This is a genomic window from Nocardia sp. bgisy134, assembly GCF_965341865.1.
Taxonomy (GTDB): Bacteria; Actinomycetota; Actinomycetes; order Mycobacteriales; family Mycobacteriaceae; genus Nocardia.
The window spans coordinates 173,531-198,426 of sequence record NZ_CBDQZP010000002.1 but is presented as its reverse complement, the minus strand read 5'-3'; the positions used below and the strand labels follow the sequence as shown (position 1 = coordinate 198,426).

Annotated in this window: 23 protein-coding genes and 1 tRNA gene; 12 read left to right on the top strand and 12 right to left on the bottom strand. The window is 68.9% G+C overall.

What is annotated here, in order from left to right; genetic code table 11:
- Positions 1-8: 8 nt before the first annotated feature.
- The 3 genes from ACRWNM_RS04915 to ACRWNM_RS04905 all read left to right on the top strand — a co-directional run bounded on the left by ACRWNM_RS04915 (position 9) and on the right by ACRWNM_RS04905 (position 3,367).
- Positions 9-401, top strand: a complete 393-nt coding sequence (locus ACRWNM_RS04915) for an ArsR/SmtB family transcription factor (protein ID WP_431963924.1) — start codon at positions 9-11, stop codon at positions 399-401.
- The gene (locus ACRWNM_RS04910; RefSeq protein ID WP_431963922.1) at positions 398-1,570 is read left to right on the top strand and encodes a cation diffusion facilitator family transporter; all 1,173 of its coding nucleotides are present in this window, start codon (positions 398-400) and stop codon (positions 1,568-1,570) included. Before ACRWNM_RS04915 ends, ACRWNM_RS04910 begins: the two co-directional genes overlap by 4 nt.
- A 159-nt stretch (positions 1,571-1,729) precedes the next feature.
- On the top strand, positions 1,730-3,367 hold the full coding sequence (locus ACRWNM_RS04905; protein ID WP_431963920.1) for a long-chain fatty acid--CoA ligase: 1,638 nt from the start codon (positions 1,730-1,732) through the stop codon (positions 3,365-3,367).
- 149 nt (positions 3,368-3,516) lie between these two features.
- Here the strand turns inward: ACRWNM_RS04905 and ACRWNM_RS04900 are convergent, their stop codons facing one another.
- The gene (locus ACRWNM_RS04900) at positions 3,517-4,722 is read right to left on the bottom strand and encodes an AI-2E family transporter (RefSeq protein ID WP_431963918.1); all 1,206 of its coding nucleotides are present in this window, start codon (positions 4,720-4,722) and stop codon (positions 3,517-3,519) included.
- A 62-nt stretch (positions 4,723-4,784) separates the two neighbouring features.
- On the bottom strand, positions 4,785-5,630 hold the full coding sequence (locus tag ACRWNM_RS04895) for an alpha/beta fold hydrolase (protein ID WP_431963916.1): 846 nt from the start codon (positions 5,628-5,630) through the stop codon (positions 4,785-4,787).
- Positions 5,631-5,695: 65 nt separating this feature from the next.
- Between ACRWNM_RS04895 and ACRWNM_RS04890 the strand changes: the two genes are divergently transcribed.
- Positions 5,696-6,295, top strand: coding sequence for a TetR/AcrR family transcriptional regulator (locus ACRWNM_RS04890; RefSeq protein WP_431963914.1), 600 nt, complete (start codon positions 5,696-5,698; stop codon positions 6,293-6,295).
- Between the two features lie 148 nt (positions 6,296-6,443).
- Here the strand turns inward: ACRWNM_RS04890 and ACRWNM_RS04885 are convergent, their stop codons facing one another.
- From ACRWNM_RS04885 to ACRWNM_RS04850, 8 genes are all read right to left on the bottom strand, one after another.
- Positions 6,444-7,121, bottom strand: a complete 678-nt coding sequence (locus tag ACRWNM_RS04885; RefSeq protein WP_431963912.1) for a hypothetical protein — start codon at positions 7,119-7,121, stop codon at positions 6,444-6,446.
- Positions 7,013-7,648: a family 20 glycosylhydrolase gene (locus ACRWNM_RS04880; protein ID WP_431963910.1), complete on the bottom strand. Its 636-nt coding sequence runs from the start codon at positions 7,646-7,648 to the stop codon at positions 7,013-7,015. Before ACRWNM_RS04880 ends, ACRWNM_RS04885 begins: the two co-directional genes overlap by 109 nt.
- Before the next feature lie 434 nt (positions 7,649-8,082).
- Positions 8,083-8,155, bottom strand: a tRNA-Arg gene (locus ACRWNM_RS04875).
- Positions 8,156-8,266: 111 nt separating this feature from the next.
- Positions 8,267-9,100, bottom strand: a complete 834-nt coding sequence (locus tag ACRWNM_RS04870) for a DUF1542 domain-containing protein (protein WP_431963908.1) — start codon at positions 9,098-9,100, stop codon at positions 8,267-8,269.
- A 117-nt stretch (positions 9,101-9,217) separates the two neighbouring features.
- Positions 9,218-10,360, bottom strand: coding sequence for an NlpC/P60 family protein (locus ACRWNM_RS04865; RefSeq protein WP_431963906.1), 1,143 nt, complete (start codon positions 10,358-10,360; stop codon positions 9,218-9,220).
- A gap of 293 nt (positions 10,361-10,653) precedes the next feature.
- Positions 10,654-11,385: a hypothetical protein gene (locus tag ACRWNM_RS04860; protein ID WP_431963904.1), complete on the bottom strand. Its 732-nt coding sequence runs from the start codon at positions 11,383-11,385 to the stop codon at positions 10,654-10,656.
- Between the two features lie 344 nt (positions 11,386-11,729).
- Positions 11,730-12,455, bottom strand: a complete 726-nt coding sequence (locus ACRWNM_RS04855; protein WP_431963902.1) for a ParA family protein — start codon at positions 12,453-12,455, stop codon at positions 11,730-11,732.
- Positions 12,456-12,596: 141 nt separating this feature from the next.
- A complete protein-coding gene (locus ACRWNM_RS04850; RefSeq protein ID WP_431963900.1) occupies positions 12,597-13,163 on the bottom strand; it encodes an isochorismatase family protein in 567 nt (188 codons plus the stop codon).
- Between the two features lie 499 nt (positions 13,164-13,662).
- On the opposite strand from ACRWNM_RS04850, the gene ACRWNM_RS04845 reads away from it, so the two are divergent.
- The 3 genes from ACRWNM_RS04845 (at position 13,663) to ACRWNM_RS04835 (ending at position 17,190) form a co-directional block, all read left to right on the top strand.
- Positions 13,663-15,123: an aminotransferase class I/II-fold pyridoxal phosphate-dependent enzyme gene (locus tag ACRWNM_RS04845; protein WP_431963898.1), complete on the top strand. Its 1,461-nt coding sequence runs from the start codon at positions 13,663-13,665 to the stop codon at positions 15,121-15,123.
- 193 nt (positions 15,124-15,316) lie between these two features.
- Positions 15,317-16,318 (top strand): adenylate/guanylate cyclase domain-containing protein, encoded by a 1,002-nt coding sequence (locus ACRWNM_RS04840; protein ID WP_431964525.1) that lies wholly within the window; start codon positions 15,317-15,319, stop codon positions 16,316-16,318.
- A gap of 104 nt (positions 16,319-16,422) precedes the next feature.
- Positions 16,423-17,190 (top strand): RluA family pseudouridine synthase, encoded by a 768-nt coding sequence (locus tag ACRWNM_RS04835; protein WP_431963896.1) that lies wholly within the window; start codon positions 16,423-16,425, stop codon positions 17,188-17,190.
- Between the two features lie 53 nt (positions 17,191-17,243).
- Here the strand turns inward: ACRWNM_RS04835 and ACRWNM_RS04830 are convergent, their stop codons facing one another.
- Positions 17,244-17,882 carry a TIGR03086 family metal-binding protein gene (locus ACRWNM_RS04830; protein WP_431963894.1) on the bottom strand — a complete coding sequence of 213 codons (639 nt, stop codon included), beginning with the start codon at positions 17,880-17,882 and terminating at the stop codon, positions 17,244-17,246.
- Between the two features lie 51 nt (positions 17,883-17,933).
- Here ACRWNM_RS04830 and ACRWNM_RS04825 point away from each other — a divergent pair, with 51 nt between their 5' ends.
- A complete protein-coding gene (locus ACRWNM_RS04825) occupies positions 17,934-18,374 on the top strand; it encodes a MarR family winged helix-turn-helix transcriptional regulator (protein ID WP_431963892.1) in 441 nt (146 codons plus the stop codon).
- Between the two features lie 182 nt (positions 18,375-18,556).
- Complete coding sequence (locus tag ACRWNM_RS04820; protein WP_431963890.1) at positions 18,557-19,333, top strand: metallophosphoesterase; 777 nt, start codon at positions 18,557-18,559, stop codon at positions 19,331-19,333.
- On the opposite strand, the gene ACRWNM_RS04815 is transcribed toward ACRWNM_RS04820, so the two are convergent.
- Positions 19,334-20,398 carry an AraC family transcriptional regulator gene (locus ACRWNM_RS04815; RefSeq protein WP_431963888.1) on the bottom strand — a complete coding sequence of 355 codons (1,065 nt, stop codon included), beginning with the start codon at positions 20,396-20,398 and terminating at the stop codon, positions 19,334-19,336.
- Between the two features lie 75 nt (positions 20,399-20,473).
- On the opposite strand from ACRWNM_RS04815, the gene ACRWNM_RS04810 reads away from it, so the two are divergent.
- From ACRWNM_RS04810 to ACRWNM_RS04800, 3 genes are read left to right on the top strand one after another with little or no spacing between them, the layout of a single operon-like run.
- Complete coding sequence (locus ACRWNM_RS04810) at positions 20,474-21,940, top strand: flavin-containing monooxygenase (RefSeq protein ID WP_431963886.1); 1,467 nt, start codon at positions 20,474-20,476, stop codon at positions 21,938-21,940.
- Between the two features lie 60 nt (positions 21,941-22,000).
- Positions 22,001-24,127 (top strand): ATP-binding cassette domain-containing protein, encoded by a 2,127-nt coding sequence (locus tag ACRWNM_RS04805; RefSeq protein WP_431964523.1) that lies wholly within the window; start codon positions 22,001-22,003, stop codon positions 24,125-24,127.
- On the top strand, positions 24,124-24,861 hold the full coding sequence (locus ACRWNM_RS04800; RefSeq protein WP_431963884.1) for a CbiQ family ECF transporter T component: 738 nt from the start codon (positions 24,124-24,126) through the stop codon (positions 24,859-24,861). The genes ACRWNM_RS04805 and ACRWNM_RS04800 overlap by 4 nt, the downstream gene beginning before the upstream one ends.
- Positions 24,862-24,896: the final 35 nt, after the last annotated feature.

Genomic DNA, 24,896 nt, shown 5'->3' with positions numbered 1-24,896 from the left:
ATCTGCGTATGAATGCAGATAGTCAGCCACTGCGGCCTCCGATCGCCGAGGACCAAGTCCGGCTGGTCGTCGAGGTCTTCCGCATGCTGGCCGACCCGACCCGGGTGCAGATCCTGTGGGCGCTGGTGGATCGCGAACTGTCGGTGAATGATCTGGCCGGACAGGCGGGCAAACCCGCACCGTCGGTCTCCCAGCATCTGGCCAAGCTGCGCATGGCGCGTCTGGTGCGCACGCGCAGGGCGGGCACCACGATCTTCTACAGCCTGGAGAACGAGCACGTCCGCCAGCTGGTGGTGGACGCGGTCTACAACGCCGAGCACGCCGGACCGGGCATCCCGGCGCACCACCGCGGCGCGGGCGCGGTGCTCGAACTGCCGGAGCGGAATCGAGCGACGCCGTGAGCCATACGAAACGACCGGGGGGACATCGGCATTCATCCTCCGACCTGATCGGCCGCAGCTCCGATCGGGAGCCCGAGAACGACCACGGGCACACCCACGACCACGGTCATACGCACGACCACAACCACAACCACGAGAACGAGCACGGGCACGACCACGCGCACGGGCACGGGCACGGGCACGGGCACGGGCACGGGCACGGGCATACGCACGACCACGACCACCCGGGCGGCCTGCGCGGCATCCTCCGTGAGATCTTCGCTCCGCACAGCCACGACGCCGCCGACAGCATCGATGACGCGCTCGAGGCCAGCGCGGTCGGCATCCGAGCCGTCAAGATCAGCCTCGCGGTGCTCGGCCTCACCGCCGCGCTCCAGGTTCTCGTCGTCGTGATCTCCGGATCGGTGGCGCTGGCCGCCGACACCATCCACAACTTCTCCGACGCGCTCACCGCGGTCCCGCTGTGGATCGCGTTCGCGCTCGGCCGCCGGGCGGCCACGCGTCGCTACACCTACGGTTTCGGCCGGGCCGAGGATCTCGCCGGGCTCTTCGTCGTCGCGATGATCGCGCTCTCGGCGCTGATCGCGGGGTACGAGGCGGTGCGCAGACTCATCCATCCGGTGCCGATCGATCACCTGGGCTGGGTCGCGCTGGCCGGGCTGATCGGCTTCCTCGGCAACGAGATCGTGGCGCTCTACCGAATCCGGGTCGGGCGGCGCATCGGGTCGGCGGCGCTGGTCGCCGACGGATTGCACGCGCGCACCGACGGATTCACCTCGCTCGCCGTGCTGCTCGGCGCGGCCGGGGTGGCGATGGGCTTCCCGCAGGCCGATCCGATCATCGGCCTGGTGATCACGCTGGCCATTCTGGCCGTGTTGCGCACCGCGGCGCGCGATGTCTTCCACCGGCTGATGGACGGGGTCGAACCGGCTCTGGTGGCGGACGCGGAGCGGGCGCTCGCGGCCGAGCCCGGTGTCGAGGGGGTGCGCAGTCTGCGCATGCGCTGGATCGGGCACCGGCTGCACGCGGACGTCGAGATCGATGTTGTGCCGACCATCACACTGGCCGACGCGCACCGCCTCGCGCACGAGGCCGAGCACACCCTCACGCATGCCGTACCGAAGCTGGACACCGCCCTGGTGCACGCATATCCGGCCCACAACCATTGACAGCTTTAGCTTTTCGGTTGCCGCGCTGACCTGGGGAAACTGAGGGCGGACGCCCCCGTTTTCGATTTGGGTTCTGGCCGGTCGCGGTGTGACTACCTTTCGGTAGCATCGCCGCTGTGACGTGGCTCATGCCGGCCACTGAGGATGAAGGAGTTACCGATGTTGAGCACCATGCAGGACGAGCCGCTCTCGCTGGCGACGCTCTTGAAGTACGCCGCGACCTTCCAGGGCGACAGCACGGTGTCCACCTGGACCGGCACCGGCGTGCGGACCATGACCTACCGCGAACTGGGCGCCGAGTCGGCTCGACTGGCGAATGCGCTGCGCGGGTTCGGCATCGGCGTCGGCGACCGGGTCGGCACCTTCATGTGGAACAACAACGAGCACATGGTCGCCTACATCGCCGTGCCCGCCATGGGCGCGGTGCTGCACGCGCTCAACATCCGCCTCTTCCCCGAGCAGCTGGTCTACGTGGCCAATCACGCCGAGGACCAGGTGGTCATCGTGGACGGCACCCTGGTGCCGATGTTCGCGCAGTACCTGCCGAACCTGAAGACGGTGCGCCACGTCATCGTCGCCAACGGCGACGCGTCCGCGTTGCAGGCCCCCGAGGGCGTGCAGGTGCACTCCTACACCGAGCTGCTCGCCGCCCAGCCGGACACCTTCGATTTCCCGGTGATCGACGAACAGTCCGCCGCGGCAATGTGTTACACCTCGGGCACCACCGGCGACCCGAAGGGCGTGGTGTACTCGCACCGCTCCAACTGGCTGCACGCCATGCAGGTCTGCTCGCCGATGGGCATGGGCTTCACCGGGTCCGACAACGTGCTGGCCATCGTGCCGCTGTTCCACGCCAACGCCTGGGGCCTGCCCTACGCCGCGCTGATGTCGGGCGCGAATGTGCTGATGCCCGACCGCTTCCTCCAGCCGGGCCCGCTGCTGGAGATGATGGCCGACCAGCAGCCGACCTTCGCCGCGGCCGTGCCGACCATCTGGGGCGGCGTGCTCGCGGGTCTGGCGGCCAAGCCGCAGGACATCTCGCACCTGCGCACCGCGGTCGTCGGCGGTTCGGCGGTGCCGCCCTCGATGATGCGCGCCTTCCAGGAGCAGCACGGCGTGCGCATCCTGCACGCCTGGGGCATGACCGAGACCTCGCCGCTGGGCAGCGTCGCGCACCCGCCCACCGGCGTCACCGGTGAGGAGGAATGGGAATACCGCTACACCCAGGGCCGTTTCCCCGCCAGCGTGCAGGCGCGGCTGGTCGGCGACGACGGCAGCGTGGTGCCCAACGACGGAGAATCGCTGGGCGAGCTGGAGGTTCGCGGTCCGTGGATCACCGGCTCCTACTACTCCCCCGACGGCGCGGTCATCGACCCGGACAAGTTCGACGACGGCTGGCTGCGCACCGGCGACGTCGGCAAGATCAGCCCCAACGGCTACCTCACCCTGGTCGACCGCTCCAAGGACGTCATCAAGTCCGGCGGTGAGTGGATCTCCTCGGTGGACCTGGAGAACGCCGTCATGGGTCACCCGTCGGTCGCCGAGGCCGCCGTCATCGGCGTGCCCGACGAGAAGTGGGACGAGCGGCCGCTGGTGGCGATCGTGCTGAAGGAGGGCACCGAGGCCAAGGCCGAGGACCTGCGCGACTTCCTCGCCGACAAGTTCGCCAAGTGGCAGCTGCCCGAGCGGTGGACGTTCATCGCCGAGGTGCCCAAGACCAGCGTCGGCAAGTTCGACAAGAAGCGCCTGCGCGCCCAGTACGCCGACGGCGACCTGACTGTCACCACGCTCTCCTGAGCGTCCGCGAAGCCCGGCCGCGGTGCGCGGCGCCGCGGCTGGGCTTCGTGCGGTCGGGCAGCCCGGCCTCGGTGCGCGCCAGTGCGGTCGATCCGCACGCCGATCGGAGCCGGACTCGTTGCGCGCCACCGCGATCGGGCCTCACACTGTCAGGAGGTGGGATCGGTCCCCGCACGGCGCGCCCGCTTGGCCTGCGCCCGGTCGATGCGCGGATCCTCGGTCACCTCATAGCGTTTCAGGTACAGGCTCACGAACGACTGCACCGTGGCGATGGCCGGGATGGCGAGCAGCGCACCCACCGCTCCGAGCAACGCACCGCCCGCCAGCACGGCGAGCAGCGCGACGGCCGGATTGACGTCCACGGTGCGCGCGGTCAGCTTCGGTTGCAGGACGTAGTCCTGTAGCTGCTGGTAGACGATGACGAACAGAATCACCCAGACCGCGTCCAGCGGCCGGATCGTGAGCGCGACCAGCACCGGCAGCGCCCCTGCCAGATACGTTCCGACGGTCGGCACGAACGAGGCGACCACGCCGAACCAGACCCCCATGGCGATGGCGTTGGGCACGCCGAGCACCGCGAGGAAGATGCCGTGCGCGACCGCGGAGATCACCGCGAGCAGCGCGCGGGAGTAGAGGTAGCCGCCGGTTTTCTGGATGGCGAGATCCCAGGCGTGCAGCACCGCGTCCTGCTTGGCAGGCGGCAGCAGCGAGCACAGCGAGTGCCGCAGCTTCGGCCCGCCCGCGGTGAGATAAATACTGAACAGCGCGATGAGCAGCACCTTGGCCAGTCCGCCGACGATCGTGGCGGACAGACCCCACACGTGGCCCGCGGCGTGCTCGGCGTATCCCGTGAGCGTGTCGGTGTCCTCGGTCAGCTGGCCGCGCAGTTGATCGAGGGTGAAGTCCTGGTGGAAGGTGCGATTCACCCAGTCGACCGAGTCGTTCACCAGCCGCGGCAGTTCGATCACCAGGTCGTGGACGGTCTCCACCAGCAGCGTGCCGAGCGCCACGACGAAGCCGGCGGCGAACAAGAACACCAGCACGAAGACCACCGCGGTGCCGAGCCCGCGGGACATGCCGCGCGCGGCCAGGCTGTCCACCGCCGGTTCCATCGCCAGCGAGACGAAGAACGCCACGAACAGCACGACGAACAACCCGATCAGCCGGTGCGCCGCCCAGTCGAGCAACTGGAACGCGCCGAGCAGCAGGAAGGCCAGCACCAGCGCCCTCGGCACCCACGGTGGCATTCGCCTGCGGTCGGTGACCTGGGGCTGCTCCTCGCGCGCCCCGACCTCGGAGCCGGTGGGCTCCGATGCCTCGGGACCCGGCTCGGCGTCGGGCGGGTGGGCGGCCACGAGCCCAGTGTGGTCGATCCCGCCGCGAATTCGCGGTTACGACCCGCGGCCGGATCGGGGTGCTACCGCTGCGCTCGGTCGCCGGTCAGAAACTCCGAGATGGCCGCGCCGACCGCGTCGGGTCGATCGAGCATGGACAGCACGTAGGCGTCCTCGATCTCGATCAGGCGGGCGCGTGGGATCAACTCGGCCAGCCTGCGGCCGTGCTCGCGCGGCATCACCTTGCCCGCGGCCGACCACAGGATCAGCGCGTCACCCGAGAAGCGGCGCAGCGCTGCGGTGTTGGCGATGAGCTCGGCTTTCGGGAAACCGGACTTGGTGTAGGCGAGCAGGTCGCGGCGGATGAGTTCGTCGCGCAAGCCGGGTTCGGTCCAGCCGCGCACCAGGTCGTCGGGTAGCGGCCTGCGCGCCATCCACCCGAACAACAGCGGCGAGGAGCGCAGCCACCGCACGCGTAATTGCCGCAGCGCCAGCGATATCCCGCCCGGCATCGCGGTCGCGACCACGGCCATCTTGCCGGGCAGGCCGGGCGGAAAGTTGTCGAAGGCCTCGCACGGCAGCACGACCAGCCTGCCGACGCGCTCGTCGAGGCCGTAGGCGGTGAGGAACAGCCCGCCGCCCCAGTCGCTGTGCACCAGGGTGACATCGCGCAGATCGAGCGCGGCGAGAAAGTCCGCGATGAGCTGATTCAGCCCGCGCAGGCTCAGGTCGACGCCCGGTTTCAGCGGGATCGGATGCGCGCCGAGCGGCAGATCGGGCAGCACGTACCGGAAACCCGCGGGCAACCGGTCGAGCACCGTGTCCCACACCGTGTGATTCATCAACAAGCCGTGCAGCAGCACCACCGGCGGCCCATCGCCACGTTCGACATAGTGCACCTGACCAGCGGGAAGGTCGACGATCGGCATCGAATTCCTCCATTCGAGCGTTCGCTCTAGAGTGTTTGCTCTAGTCTGGAACGGTGACCGAGAAAATGTCAACAAGTACCCGCGATCGCCTCGTCACGGCCATGGCGGAACTCCTGCGCACCCGGGGCTACAGCGGCACCAGCGTCAAACAGGTCACCGTGGCGGCGGGCGCGCCGATGGGCTCGCTCTACCACCACTTCCCCGCGGGCAAGCCGCAGATCGCCGCCGCCGCCCTGCGCACCTCCGGCGCCGCCTACATCCAGCTGCTCCCCCTGCTCATGGATCCGCACGACGACCTCCGCGCGGCGGTGCCAGCGGCCTTCGCCGCCGCCGCCGAACAGATCGAGCAGACCGGCTGGATCAACATGTGCCCCGTCGGCACCGTCGCAGGCGAGATCGCGGACAGCGAGCCCGCCCTGCGCGAGGTCGCGGCGGAGGTCATCGGAGATTGGGTCGAGCAAGGAACGGACTACTTCGTCCGCCGCGGCGTCGAACCCACCGCGGCCCGCGATCTGATCCTGGCGATCCTCAGCGCACTGGAGGGGGCATTCGTGCTGAGCAGGACGCTGCGCACGGCAGAACCACTGCATTCCGCCGCTCGCGCAATGGGAGCGCGGGTGGTGGAGTTGCTGGCCGGAGCTCGCGACGTAACCCAGGCGCGGTAGACCACCATGACCGCCGCAGCCCGCCCGCAGCTTCCACCTCACACACGTTCGATACCCGCCACATACGCGGTGCCTATGCGGCGCATCTGAAGCCTTTGTGACAGTCCGGCGTCGCTACTCGGGCGGCGCCCCGCGGCGCGGGTGGCGGCTACGGCAGGTGGGCGCTGGCATGCTCCGCGACGGTTCGGACGTCCGCCACGGTTCCGTCGTAGTGCGGGTCCTTGCAGCGCAGCGCGAATGCCGCGAGCGGCTCTTTCACGCCGAGGAAGACCTCGTCCTCGGTCTGCACCGTCGGGTTGTCGCACCAGATGGAGAACACCGCGCCTTCCAGGTAGTCCGGATAGGGCGGACCTTCGATCGCCTGTCGCCCGGCCAGCGCGGGCGGGATCGGACTGGGCTGCGAAACCGGTAGCATTGGACTGAATTCTCCTGGGGTCCAACGACTTTCGAGAATACTGCGAGCTGTCGGGTACGGGTAGACCAGCGTGTTGCCGAGCGCGTAGTAGAGCTGCCGGTCGTTGAAATTCACCAGTCGGTGCCCGGCGTCGACGAACTGCCGCACGCGCGCGTGCCCGGGTGACCAATGCGTCCAACAGTGCACTTCGATATCCGAATCCAACTGCACCACATGGCTTTTCAGCATGCCGTCAGTCCACACGCTCACGTCGAAACCAAGGGATTTCAGCTTGCGCCCGAACCGATTCGCGACGCTGGTGGTCAAATCGTGCTGAGTGGCGTCGGGACCGAACAACTCCCGCGCCCGGTCGTCCAGATTCGAATACAACTGCTCGATCGAGACAACGCCGAGAAACTCGTCGAACCCCATCCCCACCGCGTCGCGTCCGCGAACACCTCCGCATACTCCTCGACCAGCCCCTCCGCGTATCTCAGCGCGGCCTCGCCGGTGATGTCGAGCGCGCTGGCCAGCGGCACGCCGAACCTGTTGCGCAGCTGAAACTCCGGATGCGGCCGCAACGCCGCACCCATATGACCGGGCATATCGAAATCCGGAATCACCGCGACTCCCCGCCCCGCCGCAAACCGCATGAACTCGCCGATCTCGGCCTTCGAATACTGCACACCACCGTTGATCTCCGGATACCGATCACTCACGATCCGAACGGACTCGTTCTCGGAGAAGTGGAAGTGCAACTCGTTGAGCCCGAGATTCGCCATATACGCGACGAACCGCAGCAACCACGGCATCCCGAAGTGCTTGCGCCCCACATCGATCAACACCCCCCGCCGCCCCACCGACCACGCTTCCCCACCCGGCTCCGCCCGCGCAACACCGACCACCGGCAACGCCGCAACCCCCAGCCCGAACCCGAAGAACCCCCTGCGATTCACCATGCGCATCACCCTCCGACAGCGACCCCGCGAACCCACCCGCCGCCTCAATTGAACGCCGCCCCCGAGACGCCCAGCAGCGTACTGCGGATTACCGAACCCAACACCCCCAACGCACCGAAGCCCCTCCGTACCCCCACCTGTATCGCCCGCCCCACACCATCGCCCGCCACCCCGATCCATAGGCACCCGTGCACCGCAAGGTTCACCTGTCGAACAGCGTCTCCCAACGAACCACCGCCCCCAGCACCGTTTCGAGAAACCCTCGGAAACCCAAACCCAACGCAGCTGCTCACATAGAACCAAACCCGACCAACACAAGGGGGTCCGGGGGCGAAGCCCGCCGGGCGGGGCGTGGGGGTTGCACCCCCACAAAACAGACGAAATGAGCCCCCGGCAAACGCACCCCGCGAGCACGGCTCGCCGAGCGAATGAAGTGCCCTCGGCAGGATTCGAACCTGCGACACCCGCTTTAGGAGAGCGGTGCTCTATCCCCTGAGCTACGAAGGCCGGTTTGGTGGGACTGTCGCAGTCTACCGGGTGAGGCGCTCAGGGACAGCATCGTGCCGATCGTGCGGATGTCGGGTGGTGATCGGCCCACCCGCACGCCGGGCTCCGCGCTCAGAACCCGCCGTCGAAACCTCCCCCATCGAAGCCCCCACCGCCGTCGTAACCGCCGCCGTCGTAGCCACCGCCGTAGCCGCCCCCGTCGTAACCACCGTCGTAGCCACCGCCGTCGTACGGAGCGGTATCCGAACCCCAGTCGCCGCCCGCGTCACCCTCGCCCGCCGCGACTCCGTCCTGATATCCCTCGCCGTAACCACTCTCGAACCCTTGCGCTCCGTACCCCACGCCCGACATTCCCGCGAACAGCGAGGTGAACAAGAGCGCGGAGCCGAGCCCCCACGCGCCGCCGATGAGCGCCGGCTTCCACCAGGGTTCGGAATACCAGCCCGCGGGCACCGGCCGTCCGGCGACGCGTCCGCCGGGATAGTAGTTCGGCGTGGCCGAGGACGGGTTGGGTGACGCGGCGATCTCTCTGCCCTCGAAGGCGATCACCCGATCCTCGCTCACTCGTCCGGACACGGCCTGGCCGTCGAGCTCGGGGATCGAGGGGCCCGGATCCATGCCCATCGCGGAACGTGCGGCGCGGATGTAGTAGAGACCTTCTAGCGCAGTCTGTTTCGCCAGCCGGGCCTGGGCGGGCGTGGCGGCCTGGTCGAGCTGCGACCCCGCGGCGGCGTACCGCTCCGAGGCGTCCACGAGGGCTTGTTTCGCCGCATCGTTGCTGGCGCTCAGGTGGTAGATCTGACCCGCGAGCCGCTCGTTCACCTGACGGGCGTCGGCGAGCGCGTCGGCCAGCTCGGTCTGCGTCCGCTGCTTGCCCTCTCGACCACGCATGAGCAGCAAGATCGCCACGGCCACGACCACGATCAAAACCAGCAGCCACTCCATTGTCCGTCCGCCTTCCGTACACGGTAGGCCCCGATTCCGAGTTTACTGACGGCTTGCTGCTGCCGGGCTGAGCGTCCAAACTCCGCAGTGCCCACAAGCCGAGCCACCAGGCGACCATCAGTATCGGCGGGCGCCCGCGTAGGGCATCGAGGACATCGGCGACATCACGACGCCCGTACCGTACGTCGAGGCGTGGATCACCTGACCGTCCCCGGCGTACAGACCGGAGTGGCCGCCACCGTAGAAGGACACGACATCACCCGGCTCGAGTTCCTCCTGGGAGATCGGCATACCCGAGGACAACTGCTGGTAGCTCGTGCGCGGCACGTCCACACCCGCCTGCTCGTAGGACCACTGCACCAAACCGGAGCAGTCGAAGACGTCAGGTCCCGTCGCGCCCATGCTGTAGTCGGAGCCGATCTTGGCGCGCGCGGCCTCGACCGCGATGGCGCCGGGGGACGGATGCTCGACGACCGGAGGCTTGGGAACCGCGAACGGTGCGGGCAGCACCGGTTCGAGCAGTCCGGCCAGGAACGGGAGATGGGCGCGCAGCAGATCGATGGGCGTCGACGGCGTCGTGCTCGCCGGAGCCTGCGGAGCCGCCGCGGTCTGCGGAGCCGGTGGAGTCGCCGCGAATTCGATCACCGCCAGCGGGGCCGTGTACACCACCTCGGGGGGACCCGCGATCGCGGGAGCATGTGTCACCGGCAGCAACGACTCTGCCATCTGCGTCATGCGCGCGATGTCGACAAGGGAAATACCGAAGATCGCCGGAAGATCCACGACGGCCGGATGGTCCACAGCCGCTGAAACATCCGTGGCGACCGGAACACTCACGGCGGCCGAGACATCCATCCCGGCCGGAATCTCCACGGCGGTCGCAACATCGACCGCGGCCGGAACGTTCACGACGGCCGGAACATCGATAGCAGCCGGAACGCTCACGACGGCCGGAACATCGATAGCAGCCGGAACGTCCACCACGACCGGCATGTCGACGGCAGCGGGCTCGTCGATGACAGCGGGGACAACCTGGGATGGGCGTACTCGAATATCGGGATAATCGAATTCGGTGAAAGCGGGCGGTACCGGAATCGCGTCCGGAACTTCGAAAACGCCGATGCCGGGAATTGCGACCGGCTTGGCCGAAGCCTGTCCGGCGCCCACGAGCAGGGCGCCGATTGCCGCCGCGGCGGCCAGGCCCCAGAAAATCGCGCGACGTAGGAAGCGCGAATATCGACCCTCAGCGGTTGATGCCATGATGCGGTCCTCCGATGCTCATATCGAAGGCTCTCGGCTCTGCCATGCGGCGCCGCAATTACTGGCGGGCAGGACGTCACCTAGACCTTCGAATTCGATTCGAAAAACATCACGGTGTTCAGTCCAGCGGATCCGAGAATCCATCTTGCGCCGGAGAACAAAGGCCGCAAGCACCAACACGACATTTTATGATAACAAAATAATAACCAAATTCCACGAATTCTACTTTTCGAAAATACGATGGCGCCCCGCCCGGAATTTCTCCGTAGCGGGGCGCCGTTTTCGCGAGGAAGTCAGGCGGTGATCTGCTCCTCGATTTGTTCGGCGAGCGTGCGCAATCGAGCCGCGAATTCGCGGGCCGCGGCCGGATCGCCGCTGGAACCCTTGACGACCCGCCTGCTCAGCGCGACCAGCCGCGATTCCATGGTGGAGAACAGATCGGCGGGCCGATGACCGCCCGCGGTCAGTTCCCCGCGCAGCCACGCCTGCAACCGCGCGATCACCAGGGCCTCGTCGTAGCGATCGGGCAGCAGCGCGATCGCCTCGCGCAGCTTGCCCGCCGTGACTTTGCCGCCGGGACCGCCCGCGACGGTGGTGTACACGGTCACCGCCGCGTCCTCGCCGTGTTCCGCGGCCACCGGGAGCAGTTCGCGCACCTGCCCCTCGTTGATCGTCGGCGCGACGGGGTACAGCCGGGCGGCAAGCGGCCACGCGCGAATCAGCTTGTGCGCGTAAGAGCGCTGCATGTCCCAGCGCTGCTCGACGTAGTCGTCGAAGGTGGGGTGGCTGTCACGATAGAGGCGGCCGTCCCGGACGATCTGCAACGCGCGACCCGCGGCCCAGAACGCGATGCGCAGCGAGTCGATCGAGGACTCGCACGCGCTGAGCTGCTCTTGTTCGCGCCGGTTCAGCGGACCTTCGCCCGCCGTGGGCAGCGGCATGGTGAGCACGTCAGCCAGCTGTTCCGTCCCGCTCGGGCTCGGATTCGCGACAACCTGGCGCACCGCCTGCGTCCCCGGCGGCATCGCTTGCGCTCCCGCCGGGACGGGCGCGACCGGCGGCGTCACTCGCGCCTCTGCCGGGGCCGGCGCGACCGGCCGCGTCGCTTGTGTCTCGACCGGGGCCGACGCGGCCGAACGCGTCGCTTGCGTCTCCACCTGTGCAGGCGCGGACTGGCGGAGTGGCTGCGGATCCGCGACAGCCGGCCGGGACGGCTCGGTACCCTGCGGGAACTCCTCCGTGACCGGCCGTGCCCGCTCGGACCGCCATTCGGCGTCTCGCAACGGCGAGACCGGCGGCGTGTGTTCGGCGCTGTCGGACAACGGATTCGCGGCCCCGCCGATGGACCCTTTTCTACGCTGCGGAGGCATCAGGCCGACACCTCCACCGCTAGTCGGTACGGGGCGACCAATTCATCGCCGACCTGCTGATATTCGCCGAGATCCGCGATCGGGTTCTCGGCGCCCTCGCCGACCTCACCGTCCGCGGCCTCGCGATACCACTTCCACGCGCTCAGATACGCGCCGAACACGTCGTATCCGGCGTCTTCCAAATTGCCGCGCTGCGTACGGTATTCGGTGGAGACGTTCACGCCGTTCTTCATGGTGACCGGCACCTTGGTCATCAGCACGCGCACCCGGATTTCCCGGTCGTGTCCGGCGGCGGCCTCCGCGGCGGCCTGATAGGTACTCGGGACGCGCTTGACCTCCGAGGGACTCACGCTGGTCAGCAACAGGAGTTCGTCACTGACCGGAATGGCCGCCTTGAATATCTCGGCCGACTCGCCGCCGGCATCCACGATGACGACGTCGAATTTGTGGGCATTGTCGTGGATGCAGTCGTCGACGTGCCGGGACGGAAAGGCGATCAATTCGAACGGCACCGCGACCTGCCCTTTGAGCAGCCTGCGATACCAGGAATATCCCGTCTGGCTGAGCGGGTCCGCGTCGATGACCAGCACCCGCAGCTCGTGCACTCTGGCGAAATAAGAGGCCAGGAAGAAGGCCGAAGTTGTTTTTCCGACACCGCCCTTCAGATTCCCCAACGTGATCACCAAGGGTTTGGGCAGTTCGAGAGGCGCAACAGAATTCGTCATGGACAGTCCTCCGAGTGTGAGGAGTGCAAGAAACTCTGGCGGAACGAGTCTTGCACAGCGCAAGCGAATTACCGTTGATTGCGACGCGTCTTTTTCGGCGCCGCGACCGTGTCCAATTGGACACAGCGGCCGGACGGCCGGTCAGGCGCCCAGTGCGGTGAGAATCTGCTCGGTCGAACTGACACGCCCGAGGCGCGGGAAAATCTTCGTGAAGGAATGCAGGTGCGAGGCCTCGTCGGTGTCGGTGGTCGCATCCTCGGCGAACACCAGCTCGTAGTTGTGCTCCCACGCCGAGCGCGCGGTCGACTCCACGCCGATGCTGGTGGCGATGCCCGCGAGCACCAGCCGGTCGATGCGGCGGCGGCGCAGCTGGAGATCGAGCTCGGTGCCGGTGAACGCGCCCCAGTGCCGTTTGGTGATGAACAGGTCGGCAAGGTCGACCAGCTCGGCCGGGATCTCCGCGAAGGGCGGGCGAGGGGCGGCGGCCGGGCCGGGCCGATCGCAGGCGGCGGGCGGCAGATCGCCGCTGTCCTCGGACCACTCCACGCGCACCACCACGACCGGCAACCGGTTGGCGCGGAATGCCTCGGCGAGGCGGACGCTCTGTCGCAGCACGTCGCGCACGGGACGTACCGTCGGCCGCTCGAGCACGCCGCGCTGGAGATCGATCAGAACCAACGCGGTGTTGTCGAAGCTGACGACCGGCACTGCGAATCCTCTCGGCGACTTCCGCGAGAAGCCATCTAGTTAGCAAAACTCACAATTTTTTCAACCCTATCGCATGGGTCAAGTCCCCTCATACGTCGACTTTCCGCCATCGGCACGCCGGGCGTGACGCTCCGCGACGAACGCGAGGAGCAGGTCGGCGACCACGAATCTGCGCCGAGATTCTCATGAAATATGTTGTGCCACTTTATATTTAGAAACCAAGGAAGTCAGCGCCGCTGCCTGAACGGCAGTCGCAGCTCCGATCGCTGTCGTCGGGCGCCACCTGCGCTCAACGTCCGCTGCCCCCTTTTCGCGGCCTGCGGTGCGAGGACGTGTGCGACACCGACGACCGCACCGACTCTGCGACCATTGCTGGGCACCACCAGCGCCCAACGTCGGCAGGCCGAGCAGCGCACGAGGGGTCATATACCCCGTCGGGGCACGCGCTCCCCCAGGTCAGCCGGAGATTAGCCGACTGGGCAGCGGGTAGCTCCCGACCATGGACCACTCACGAGCTCCCCTGGTGGACGCACTCGCCGCGTATCACCGTTCGGGCCGGTACGGGTTCACTCCGCCGGGTCATCGACAGGGTCGCGGTGTCGACGAGCGCGTGCTGGACGTGATCGGGCGGGACGCGTTCCGCTCCGATGTGCTGGTCGGACCCGGTCTCGACGACCGCCTTTCCCGAGGCGGCTACCTGGCCGAGGCCGAGAAACTGATGGCCGACGCGGTGGGCGCCGAGAAGGCCTTCTTCTCCACGTGCGGGAGCTCGCTGTCGGTGAAGGCCGCGATGATGGCGGTGGCAGGCGGGCAGGGCGGTGGTTTGCTGGTGGCCCGCGACAGCCACAAGTCGATCGTCGCCGGGCTGATCTTCGCCGGCGTCAGGCCGCACTGGATCACCCCGCGCTGGGACGCCGAGCGGCATTTCTCGCATCCGCCCTCACCGCAACAGGTGCGCGAAGCATGGGAGCGCAATCCCGACGCGGCGGGCGCGTTGATCGTCAGCCCGAGCCCGTACGGCACCTGCGCCGATATCGCGGGGATCGCGGGCATCTGCCACGAGCGCGGCAAGCCGTTGATCGTCGACGAGGCGTGGGGCGCCCACCTGCCGTTCCATCCCGAACTGCCCACCTGGGCCATGGATGTGGGTGCCGACCTGTGCGTGGTGAGCGTGCACAAGATGGGCGCGGGGTTCGAGCAGGGCTCGGTGTTCCACCTCCAAGGGGATCTGGTCGACCCGGCGCGGCTGAGCGCGTGCGCCGACCTGCTCATGACCACCAGCCCGAACGTGCTGGTCTACACCGCGCTCGACGGCTGGCGCAGGCAGATGGTGCAGCACGGGCGCGAGTTGCTCGACGCGGCGCTGCGCGTCGCGGACCAGGCCCGCGCCGACCTGGCCCGGATACCGGGCATCGACGTGATGGCGGACGAACTGCTCGGCGTCGAGGCATCGCACGATCTGGATCGACTCCAGGTGCTGATGGACGTCTCGGCGACGGGATCGACGGGTTACGACGCGGCCGACTGGCTGCGCGAACATCGCGGCATCGACATGGGGCTGGTCGATCACCGCCGCGTTCTCGCGACGGTGTCGATGGCCGACGACAAGGACACCGTCGCCGCTCTGGTCGAGGGCATCGCCGCATGGCGCGACCAGCTGAAAGACCCCCGGCCGTCGCGGATCCGATTGCCCTCGCCCGACGAGCTCCAGCTCGAGACGGTGGAGCTGCCGCGCGAGGCGTTCTTCGGTGACGTCGAGATCGTCCCGATCGGCAGGGCGCCGGGACGGATCGCGGCCGAGCAGCTCACCCCGTACCCGCCGGGCATTCCGGTGGTGGTGCCCGGCGAGCGGCTCAACGAAGCGGTGGCGGAGTACTTGCGGTCCGGTCACGAGGAGGGCATGAACGTGCCGGACGCCGCCGATTCCAGCCTGCGGACGGTGCGCGTCGTACGCGAGTAATTTCGCCGTCGCCGCAGCCGCCGACCCGGTCGGACGTCGTCCGGCCGCACCGGCGAGCGTCGTCGCGGCGATCTTCGCAGCACCGGCACGACCCGCCCCGCGCGATGCTGTGACGTACCCCAACAGGGCATCGACGTACCCCAACAGGGCATCGACGGACTCCACTCGCGCGCGCCCTGGCCGTAATGTGGCGATCATGTCGAAGCCCGAGATCTCCGAGCTCGTCCAGTCGGTCGTGGAGTCGTATCTGCTCGCGGGCGAGCGCAGGTACAACCGCGCCGAGGTGGCCGAGCGGTCGGGGGTGTCACCCGCGATCTCCCGGCGGCTGTGGACCGCGCTCGGCTTCCCCGAGAATCCCGCGGACGCCGTCGACTACACCGACGCCGACGTCGACGCGGTCCAGCACTTCCGCGGCCTGAAGGTGGTCGCCGCCTCAGATCTGCGCCAGCAGGCCGCGGCCGCGCGCACGCTCGGTCAGTCCATGGCGCGGCTGGCGGAATGGCAAGCCGATCTCGTCATCGCCGAGATCTCGACCAAAGTCGCCGCCGCCACCCGCGAGAACAGGGCGGACGCGGCGGAGATCGCCAGGATCGCCACCGAGGAGACGGTCTCGGTGCTCGAGGAATTGCAGACCTACGCGTGGCGCCGCCATCTGGCCGCCGCGCTCGCCCGCTCCTTCGACAACGAGGCCCCCGCCGAGGACTCCACGCGGGAGCTGGCGGTGGGCTTCGCCGACATGGTCGGCTACACCCGGTTGACCAGGCACCTGCACCCGGACGAGCTGTCGACGCTGCTGGAGGCGTTCGAGTCGACGACGAACGCGGCCATCACCGAGAACGGCGGCTGGGTGATCAAGCACGTCGGCGACGAAGTGATGTTCGCGGCGGAGACCGCCCAGGCCGCCGCGCGCATCGCGCTGGCCATCCAGGAGTCGACCATGATGGTCGGCGGCACGCCGGACCTGCGAGTCGCGCTCGCCTACGGCCCGGTGCTGCAACGCTTCGGCGATCTGTACGGCTCGGTGGTCAACATCGCCTCCCGCCTGACCGGCGTGGCCCGCCCCGGCACGGTCCTGATCGACGACTCCGCCGCGGCGGCACTGGGCGGCGATCCCGAATTCGACGTGCGCCACCTGCGCAGCGTTCGAGTCCGTGGCTTCAACCGGCTGCGCCCCCACGCCCTGCGCCGCGCCTGACTCCCAGCCGTACTTCGCACACGGCCGACACCTGTGTGCGGCGTATGGACCGACTGTGGGAGCGGCTCGGCGCGCGATCGCGGTGCGTCCGTAAGGTCGTGCGGATGGGTATCGAGTGGGCGCAGTTGCGGGAGAGCTGCCTGATCGCCGAGGACGAGGCGGTTCTCGCGTTGAACAAGCCCGCGGGGATTTCGGTTACCGGGGAGCGGCACGACACCGACATCGTGGAGCTGGCCGCGGCGGCGGGTGAGACGTTGTATCCGGTGCACCGGATCGACAAGGTGACGTCCGGATTGGTGCTGCTGGCCAAGGACTTGGGCGCGCACGGCCAGCTGACCAGGCAGTTCAACAAGCAGACCGCGGACAAGGCGTATCTGGCGATCGTCGATTCCACCGGGCTGCCCGAGCGCGGCGTCATCGATCTGCCGTTGAGCGTGGGCCGCAAGAACCGGGTGCGGATCGCGGCGCCACGCGAGAGCATCCGCACCGAGGGCGGGCGCTGGTTCGTGAACGAAGCCGATCTGCTCGACACCAAGAACTATCCGTCGCTGACACGCTTCGCGACCGTGTTGCGCACCGAGCGACACACGGTGCTCGCGCTGCGACCGGTGACCGGCCGTCGCCACCAGATCCGGGTGCACCTGGCCTGGATCGGGCACCCGATCCTCGGCGACCCGCTCTTCGACAAGTCCGGCGCCTATCCGCGCGCCCACCTGCATTCGTGGCGGCTCGGCCTCGCCGCGTCCTGGCGCACCCCGCCCGAACTGAACCTGGCGGCCCCGCCGGGCGCGGATTTCTGGGCGCCGGTCGCCCCGCCCGATTCCGCCGAGCTCCTCGACCGCGCGACCGAACTCCTCGGCACGGTCTCCTGACGTTCACGCGCCGACTACGGCAACGACCGCGCGGATCCGCTCGAACGAACGACCTACGCGCGCAACGAAGCCGGCGTCCACTCGGGCGCGCGCCCGAGCTGCCGCAGCACCCGGTCCATGGTCGAAGCCGCATCGTCCGCCGCCAGCGCCGGGGCGAACGCGGCGCCGGGCGCGGAACGCTCCGGACCGTCCGGGACCGCCGCCGCGACCTCGAGCGCCATCAGCGCCAATTCCGGGTCGGGCACGACGGTCTCGCCGATCGAACGCGCCACGTCCCACGCGTGCACGACGCTGTCGACGAGGTGGAACCCGATGACGGTCGCGGCGGGAAACCGATGATGGCTGGAGACCTCGGGCAGGAGCACGGTGCGTTCGAAGACGTCGGGCTCGGCGAAGGCCGCGACGACGTCGTCCGCAGCGGCAAGGTAATCGGCCACCGGATCCACCGCGGGCCGCACCTCCCAAGCACCGGGGTCCTCGGATCCACGCGCCGCGCCCGCGAACCCCCGGTCCTGAGTGGCCATGTGCGCCAGCAGTGCGCGCAAATCCCATCCCGCACAAGGTGTCTCGGCCGACAGCTGGCCCGCTTCGACGCGCGCGACGACCCCCGCGCTCAGCCGCACGGCCCGTGCGTGCAGTTCCCGCAGCCGCTCGTTCGATTCGTTCGCTTTTCTCTCGGAATCAATACTCATGCGCTTATCGTAAGCATAGGCATACTATCTGCCAAGAAGTATTTTCTAGACATGCCAGACCCCGACCGACCCGATCTCGCCGCGATGGTCGTGCCGCTCGGCCGCGCCCTCGTCGCGGCCGAACTGCCCGTCCTGGAACGCAACGGGCTCACCATGTGGGCCTACGGAGTGCTGCTCGGCCTGGAATCGGAGCCGGTGTACACGCAGGCCGCACTGGCCAAGGCCATCGGCGCGGACAAGACCCGCATCATCGGCGTCCTGGACGACCTGCAACGGCGCGGTCTCATCGAACGCGCACCCGACCCCACCGACCGGCGCGTCAACCTGGTCTCGCTCACCGAGGAAGGCAAGGCGCTCCGCGACCGCGCCCAGCGGGAGATCCGCGAGCGAGAGGACGAGACGCTCGCCGCCCTTTCCCGCGCCGATCGCCAGGCGTTTCTCCGCGCTCTGCGCACGCTCTGGTCGAACGCCACCACCGAACGTCACCCCTAGGCCCGTCTCGCCGCCGACCCGCGAATGTGACCGTCGTCACTTTCGAACGAGCATGCCCCGCGCGGTGGCGAGCCTCATGCAGACGGACAATGCGCAGGTCATCTAGCCTGGGAAAGTGCCGAGCACACAATGTGGGCACACTCTGACGCAACGGAGCGATCCCTCAGAGAAAGCGAACGCCGATGATCCTGGTGGCACAGGTCAGCGATACACACTTCGATCTCGGCTCTCGTAACGCCGAACGCGTCGAACGAGTGATGGCCTTTCTCGCCGACCTACGCCGCAAGCCCGACGCCATCCTGGTGACCGGCGACATCACCGATTCCGGCAAGGCCGAACAGTACGCCGAGGCCCGCGTCGCGCTGACCGCCGACATTCCGGTCTATCCCATCCCCGGCAATCACGACGACCGCGCCCACTTCCGCACCGCGCTGCTCGGCGAGCCCGCCGCGACCACCCCGATCAATCACGCGCACCGGATCGGCGAATTGACCGTGGCCCTGCTGGATTCGAGCATTCCCGGCGAGGCGGGCGGCGCGCTCGGCGAGGAGACCTACGACTGGCTGCACGGTGTACTGGCCGACGCGCCCGCCGACGGACCCATCCTGCTCGCCATGCACCACCCGCCGGTGCACCTGCACAGCCCGATCATCGACGGCATCACCCTCGCCGACCCCGAGCGCCTGGCAGCCCTGGTGGCCGCAGACGAGCGCATCCTCGGCGTGCTCACCGGACACGCCCACTCCGCGGCGACGACGACCTTCGGCGGTCGCCCGCTGCTGGTCGCGCCGAGCACGGCCTCGGTGCTCGGCGGCGAATGGGAGCTCGAATTGCCGGACCACGTGATGGATTACGCGCCGGACCCCGCCGTCGCGCTGCACATCATCGACGACAACCGCAGCCTGACAACACATTTCCGGACGGTCCCGATGGACGGCTATCTCGGGCAGCCGGGCTGATCAGCGCACCGCCACTCGCTCGCGCCGGTACGCGGCCGGTGTCACGCCGGTCCAGCGCTTGAAGGCGTAGATGAAGGTCGAGGACTCGGCGTAGCCGAGGCGGATCGCCACATCGCTCACCGAAAGCGGTGTGGCGGTGAGCATTTCCTCGGCGAGGGCGCGGCGCACCTCGTCCAGCAGTGCGCGGTAGCTGGTGCCTGCCGCGTCGAGATGTCTGCGCAGCGTCCTGGTGCTCATGTTCAGCTCGCGCGCCACCAGGTCGATACCCAGCGGCGCGGCGAAACCGTCCGCGCCGCCCGGCACCAGCAGCTCACGCACCTCCGCGGCGATGCCGGTGCGGGCCCTGCGGCGATCCACCAGCTGGCGGCACTGGGCCAGACACATGGCCCAGGTGTGTTCGTTGGCCTGCGGCAGCGGCTGTTCCAGCATCGCGGGATCGATGGTGAACACATTGTGCGCGCGGCCGTAGGCCGGGCGGACGCCGAGCACCTCGGTCACCCGGTCGGCGTATTCCGGTTCCGCGAAGCGGAATTCGGCGCGCAGCAGCGGCACCGGCCGTCCGAGCAGATCGCTCATCACCTGGTACATGGCCGTCACGTCGCGTTCGACGAGGAATTGGCGCACGTCGGCGGGCACCGACTCGTCGTGCACCTGCGCGACGAACTCCCCCGTCTCCCAGTGCGCGGCCGGCAGGCAGAAGGCGAAACTCAGATCGAGGAACCGCAGCGCGAAGGAGATCGCCTCGCCGAGGGTCGGGCTGCTGACGCACGCGAAGCCGAAGATGCCGAAGGTGGTGATCCGGTATCGCCTGCCCAGCTCGACACCAAGCGCGGGCTCGTCGACCTCACGCACCAGATTGCGGATCACCGCGAGCTCGGTGTGCGCGTCGATCTGGGCGTCGGGGTCGCGCAGCATGGCGTCGGTCAGTCCGGTCCCGGCCAGCATGCGCGCCGCTGGCACCTCGTGCTCGCCCGCGTAGCCCACCATCAGGGCCACGCTGGCGATCCCGCGCGGAAAGTTCCAGTCGCGGATTCCAGTAGCCAGCACCCGCTCCACAGCCCACATTATGGCCGAAAGTCTCGATGCGCCCGACCGGGCCGGTTCTAGAGTGGAGACATCGGATGTTGTGAGGAGTGTCACATGACAGCTGGCGACCGGCCATCGGTTCTGATCATCGGCGCGGGTTTCGGCGGCATCGGCACCGCGATCGAGCTGCGACGCAGCGGTATCCGCGACATCACGATCCTGGAGCGGGCCGCCGACCTCGGCGGGGTGTGGCGGGAGAACACCTACCCCGGCGCGGCCTGTGACGTGCCGTCACCGCTCTACTCCTACTCCTACGAACCGAAGCCGGACTGGCCACAGCGCTACTCCGGCCGCGACGCCATCCACGACTACCTGCGCGGGGTCGCGCGGCGACACGAGCTGCTGGAGGCCATCGTCTTCGGCGCGGACGTGACCGACGCCGAATTCGACGAGCAGACCGGCCGATGGACCGTCCGGACCGCCGATGGCACGGCGCGGACCGCCGATGTGCTGATCTCCGCGGTCGGCCAGCTCTCCCGGCCCAAGCTGCCGGACCTTCCCGGCCTCGACACCTTCGCGGGCGCGTCCTTTCATTCCGCCGAGTGGGACCACGACGTGGACCTGACGGGAAAGCGCGTCCTCTGCATCGGCACCGGGGCCAGCGCCATCCAGTTCATCCCCGAAATCCAGCCGAAGGTCGAGCACCTGACGCTGTTCCAGCGCACCGCGGCCTGGGTCATCCCCAAGTTCGACACCGACTACTCACCGATTCAGCACAAGCTGTTCGCGAAGCTGCCCGGCGCGCTGCTGGTGGAGCGGTTCGGCTGGTGGTCGGCGGGAGAATTCGTCTCGCTGGGTCTCGTCGAATTCCCCGCGATCGCACGGATGGTCGGCCGCATCGCCGAAAAGCACCTGCAGAAACAGGTCGCCGATCCGGAACTGCGCGCCAAACTCACCCCCGACTACCCCATCGGCTGCAAGCGCGGGCTGTTCTCCAACGATTACTACCCCGCGCTCACCCAGCCCAACGTCGCGGTCGAGACCACCGCGATCAGCGAGATCGTCCCCGAGGGCGTGCGCACCGCGGACGGCAGGCTGCACGAGGCCGACGTGATCATCTACGGCACCGGCTTCAAAGGCACCGAATTCCTCTGGCCGATGCGGATCTACGGGCGCGGCGGTCGCAAACTCGCCGACGCGTGGGCCGACGGCGCGCACGCCTTCCTCGGCATCGCCGTGCCCGATTTCCCGAACCTCTTCCTGGTCTACGGGCCGAACACCAACCTCGCCGCGGGCTCGATCATCTACATGATCGAATCGCAGGCTCGCTACATCCGGCAGGCCGTGCGGCTGCTCGCCGACCGGCCAGGCCACTGTCTCGAGGTCCGCGACGAACTCGAGCGCGAATTCAATGACGCGCTCCAGCGACGGCTGACCCGCACCCCGTGGAACTTCTGCACCAGCTGGTACCGCACCGCCTCGGGCCGCATCACCAACAACTGGCCGGGCACCGTGTCCAGTTACCGCCGCCGCACCCGCAAGTTGAACCGCGACGACTACACCATGACCAGGGTCGCCTGATCCGGCGAACCGGCCGCCCGCCGCGCCTGCTGGCAGACTTGTTGCGTGAGTGATCTGCCGATGGCCGACGGCCGCACCGGTTCCGCGGAGCGCGGCCCGCTGCGCCCGATCGAGCTGGCCACCGGCGCGGTGCTGGGCGGGGTGACGGTCGGGCTGGTCACCGTCGGGTCCGTGGTTCCGCTGGCCGCCGCGCTGCAAATCGTCGCGGCCGTTCCGATGGGCATGCTGGCGCATCGCTACCGGCCGCGCGCGCTGATGACCGCGACCGCCTCGGCCACCCTGGTCACTTTCGTCGCCGCAGGCGTCATGCCCGCGCTCGGCGTGGTCGCGTCGGCGACCATCGGCGGCATCATCGGCGGGGTCAAGCGCCGCGGCGGTGGGCTGTTCTCGGTGCTCTTCCTCGCGATGCTGGCGGGCGTGCTGTGGGCCGCGTTCACCATCGGATCGCTGCTGGTCGCCGGACAGACCAGGGAGCTGTTGTTCGACACCGTCCGCAACACCGCCGACGGCGTGCAGCGACTCGCCGAGAGACAGTCCGCCCTGGAGCCGCTCGGGCGGGCCGCGTCGGATCTCACCGACGTCGCGCTCACCTGGTGGTGGGTGTGGATCGGCGGCGGCGTCGCGCTCGGCGTGGTGGTGAGCGCGGTGTTCTCCTGGTTCGTGCTCGGTTCGGTGCTGGACCGGCTGGCCTGGCTGCCCGCCCGGGATCGCCTCGACGCGCCGGTGGACGAGCGGCCGATCGCCCCGCTGCCGGTGACGCTGCACGCTGCGGGCTTCCGCTACCCGGGCGCGCGCACCGACGCACTGCGCGATATCGACCTCGGCGTGCGGGTCGGGGAGTTCGTCGCGATCGTCGGCCACAACGGCTCGGGCAAGTCCACGCTCACCCGGCTGCTGGCCGGGCTGCCGCCCACCTCGGGCGAGGTGCGGCGACCGGGCTCCGCGGGCCTCGGCCACCTCGGCGGCACGGCGCTGGTGCTGCAACGGCCGGAAAGCCAGACCCTTGGCGTCCTGGTCGCCGACGACGTCGTCTGGGGACTTCCCCAGGTGCTCGCCGCCGAAGTAGACGTGGAAGCGCTGCTCGGCGAGGTCGGCCTGGCGGGCATGGGCGAACGCGAGACCACCACACTCTCCGGCGGCCAGCAGCAACGCCTCGCGGTGGCGGCGGCACTGGCCCGCCGCCCGGCGCTGCTCATCGCCGACGAGGCCACCTCGATGATCGATCCCGAAGGTCGCGGCGAACTGGTCGCCCTGCTCGCCGAGCTGCCGCGCCGCCACCCGATGGCGGTGGTGCTGGTGACCCACCACGAGGCCGACGCCGCGGCCGCGGACCGGGTGGTGCATCTGGCGGCGGGCCGGACCGTCGACCGGCTACCCGCCTGGCCGCAGCCGGTGCGCGACGCGCGCCGCCGCCCCATGGGCCAGAGCGTCCTGGAACTGCGCGACGTCCGACACACCTACAACCGGGGCACGCCGTGGGAGGCGCCCGCCTTGCACGGCGTCGACCTGATGGTGCGCCGCGGTGAGGCGCTGCTCGTGGTCGGCGGCAACGGTTCCGGCAAGTCGACCCTCGCCTGGATCATCGCGGGCCTGATCGAACCGAGCTCCGGGCGCTGCGAACTCGGTGGCCGCCCGGTGACGCGGCAGATCGGCCGGGTGGAGCTGGCGTTCCAGCATTCCCGGCTGCAATTGCAGAAACAGACGGTCGGCGCGGAGATCGCCGACTGGGGCGGACGCGCCACCGGATCCGGCGCGGTGGGCAAGGCGCTGGACGCCGTCGGCCTGGATCGCGCACTGGCCGCGCGCTCCATCGAGGAGCTCAGCGGCGGGCAGGCCAAGCGCGTGGTGCTCGCCGCCATCGTGGCCAGCCGCCCGCAGGTGGTCGTGCTCGACGAACCGCTGGCCGGACTGGATCCCGAGGGCCGCGCCGACATCGTGGAACTGCTTGCGCAGCTGCGGGATTCCGGGCTGACGCTGATCGTCATCTCACACGACGTCGAGGACATGGCCGCCGTGTGCGACCGCACCGTGCACCTGAGCTCGGGCCGCATCCTGGAGACCCAGCCGGTCTCCGACGCCGCGCCCGCGGCGCATCGCATCGACCCGCACCGCGACCTGCGATCGGCCGCGCCACCGCCGCATTCCGGCGACGCGGCGTGGCGCTTCGGACACGGAGGCGCGAAATGAGCACGGTCCTGTTTCGCCAGGTACCGGTGTCCAGCCCGGTGCACAACCTCTGGGCGGGCACCAAGATGATCGCCGCGTTCCTGATCAGCCTGCTGCTGATGTTCTGGCCGTCCTGGCCGGTGCTCGGCGCGATGGTCGTCTTTCTGCTGGCGATCGGACTGATCGCCCGGCTTCCGCTCGGCACGCTGCCCAGGCTGCCGTGGTGGTTCTGGGCGATGCTCGGCGCGGGCGCGCTGATCAACGTGCCGGTGGGCGGCGCGGCGCTGCTGCGCTACACCCAGACGGTGACCTTCGGCCTGATCCTGGTGGCCGCCTCCTTCCTCATCGCGTGGACCACGCCGATGAGCGAGATCGCCCCCGCCTTGGCCAGATTGGGCGCACCGCTGCGCAAACTCAAAGTGCCGGTGGACGAGTGGGCCGTGGTGGTGGCGCTGACGCTGCGCGGACTGCCGCTGCTGCTGGAGGAGATCCGGGTGCTGCGCGCGGCCCGACGGCTCCGGCCCAAGGACCGGCTGCTGGACCGGGCGTCCGACAGCCCGATCATCGACATCCTCACCGCGGCCATGGCCGTGGCCACCCGCCGAGCCGGCGAGCTCGGCGAAGCCATCACCGCCCGCGGCGGCACCGGCCAGCTCACCGCCCGGCCCAGCGCGCCGGGTCGCCGCGACGCGGTCGCGCTCGGCCTCGTCGGCCTCGTGTGCACGGGTTCGGTGCTGCTCGACGTGCTGCTCTGATCCGGACCGACCCGCCGAGACGACGGCGCGGTCCG

Coding starts and splice junctions, on each gene's coding strand:
- ACRWNM_RS04885 (WP_431963912.1), bottom strand. CDS start 7,121: ATGGGGTTCGACGAGTTTCTCGGCGTTGTCTCGATCGAGCAGTTGTAT.
- ACRWNM_RS04855 (WP_431963902.1), bottom strand. CDS start 12,455: ATGACGAATTCTGTTGCGCCTCTCGAACTGCCCAAACCCTTGGTGATC.
- ACRWNM_RS04815 (WP_431963888.1), bottom strand. CDS start 20,398: ATGTGGGCTGTGGAGCGGGTGCTGGCTACTGGAATCCGCGACTGGAAC.
- ACRWNM_RS04825 (WP_431963892.1), top strand. CDS start 17,934: ATGCCAGACCCCGACCGACCCGATCTCGCCGCGATGGTCGTGCCGCTC.
- ACRWNM_RS04890 (WP_431963914.1), top strand. CDS start 5,696: ATGTCAACAAGTACCCGCGATCGCCTCGTCACGGCCATGGCGGAACTC.
- ACRWNM_RS04805 (WP_431964523.1), top strand. CDS start 22,001: ATGGCCGACGGCCGCACCGGTTCCGCGGAGCGCGGCCCGCTGCGCCCG.
- ACRWNM_RS04800 (WP_431963884.1), top strand. CDS start 24,124: ATGAGCACGGTCCTGTTTCGCCAGGTACCGGTGTCCAGCCCGGTGCAC.
- ACRWNM_RS04830 (WP_431963894.1), bottom strand. CDS start 17,882: ATGAGTATTGATTCCGAGAGAAAAGCGAACGAATCGAACGAGCGGCTG.
- ACRWNM_RS04915 (WP_431963924.1), top strand. CDS start 9: ATGAATGCAGATAGTCAGCCACTGCGGCCTCCGATCGCCGAGGACCAA.
- ACRWNM_RS04870 (WP_431963908.1), bottom strand. CDS start 9,100: ATGGAGTGGCTGCTGGTTTTGATCGTGGTCGTGGCCGTGGCGATCTTG.
- ACRWNM_RS04905 (WP_431963920.1), top strand. CDS start 1,730: ATGTTGAGCACCATGCAGGACGAGCCGCTCTCGCTGGCGACGCTCTTG.
- ACRWNM_RS04860 (WP_431963904.1), bottom strand. CDS start 11,385: ATGCCGCCGGGGACGCAGGCGGTGCGCCAGGTTGTCGCGAATCCGAGC.
- ACRWNM_RS04880 (WP_431963910.1), bottom strand. CDS start 7,648: ATGGTGAATCGCAGGGGGTTCTTCGGGTTCGGGCTGGGGGTTGCGGCG.
- ACRWNM_RS04810 (WP_431963886.1), top strand. CDS start 20,474: ATGACAGCTGGCGACCGGCCATCGGTTCTGATCATCGGCGCGGGTTTC.
- ACRWNM_RS04845 (WP_431963898.1), top strand. CDS start 13,663: ATGGACCACTCACGAGCTCCCCTGGTGGACGCACTCGCCGCGTATCAC.
- ACRWNM_RS04835 (WP_431963896.1), top strand. CDS start 16,423: ATGGGTATCGAGTGGGCGCAGTTGCGGGAGAGCTGCCTGATCGCCGAG.
- ACRWNM_RS04895 (WP_431963916.1), bottom strand. CDS start 5,630: ATGCCGATCGTCGACCTTCCCGCTGGTCAGGTGCACTATGTCGAACGT.
- ACRWNM_RS04820 (WP_431963890.1), top strand. CDS start 18,557: ATGATCCTGGTGGCACAGGTCAGCGATACACACTTCGATCTCGGCTCT.
- ACRWNM_RS04865 (WP_431963906.1), bottom strand. CDS start 10,360: ATGGCATCAACCGCTGAGGGTCGATATTCGCGCTTCCTACGTCGCGCG.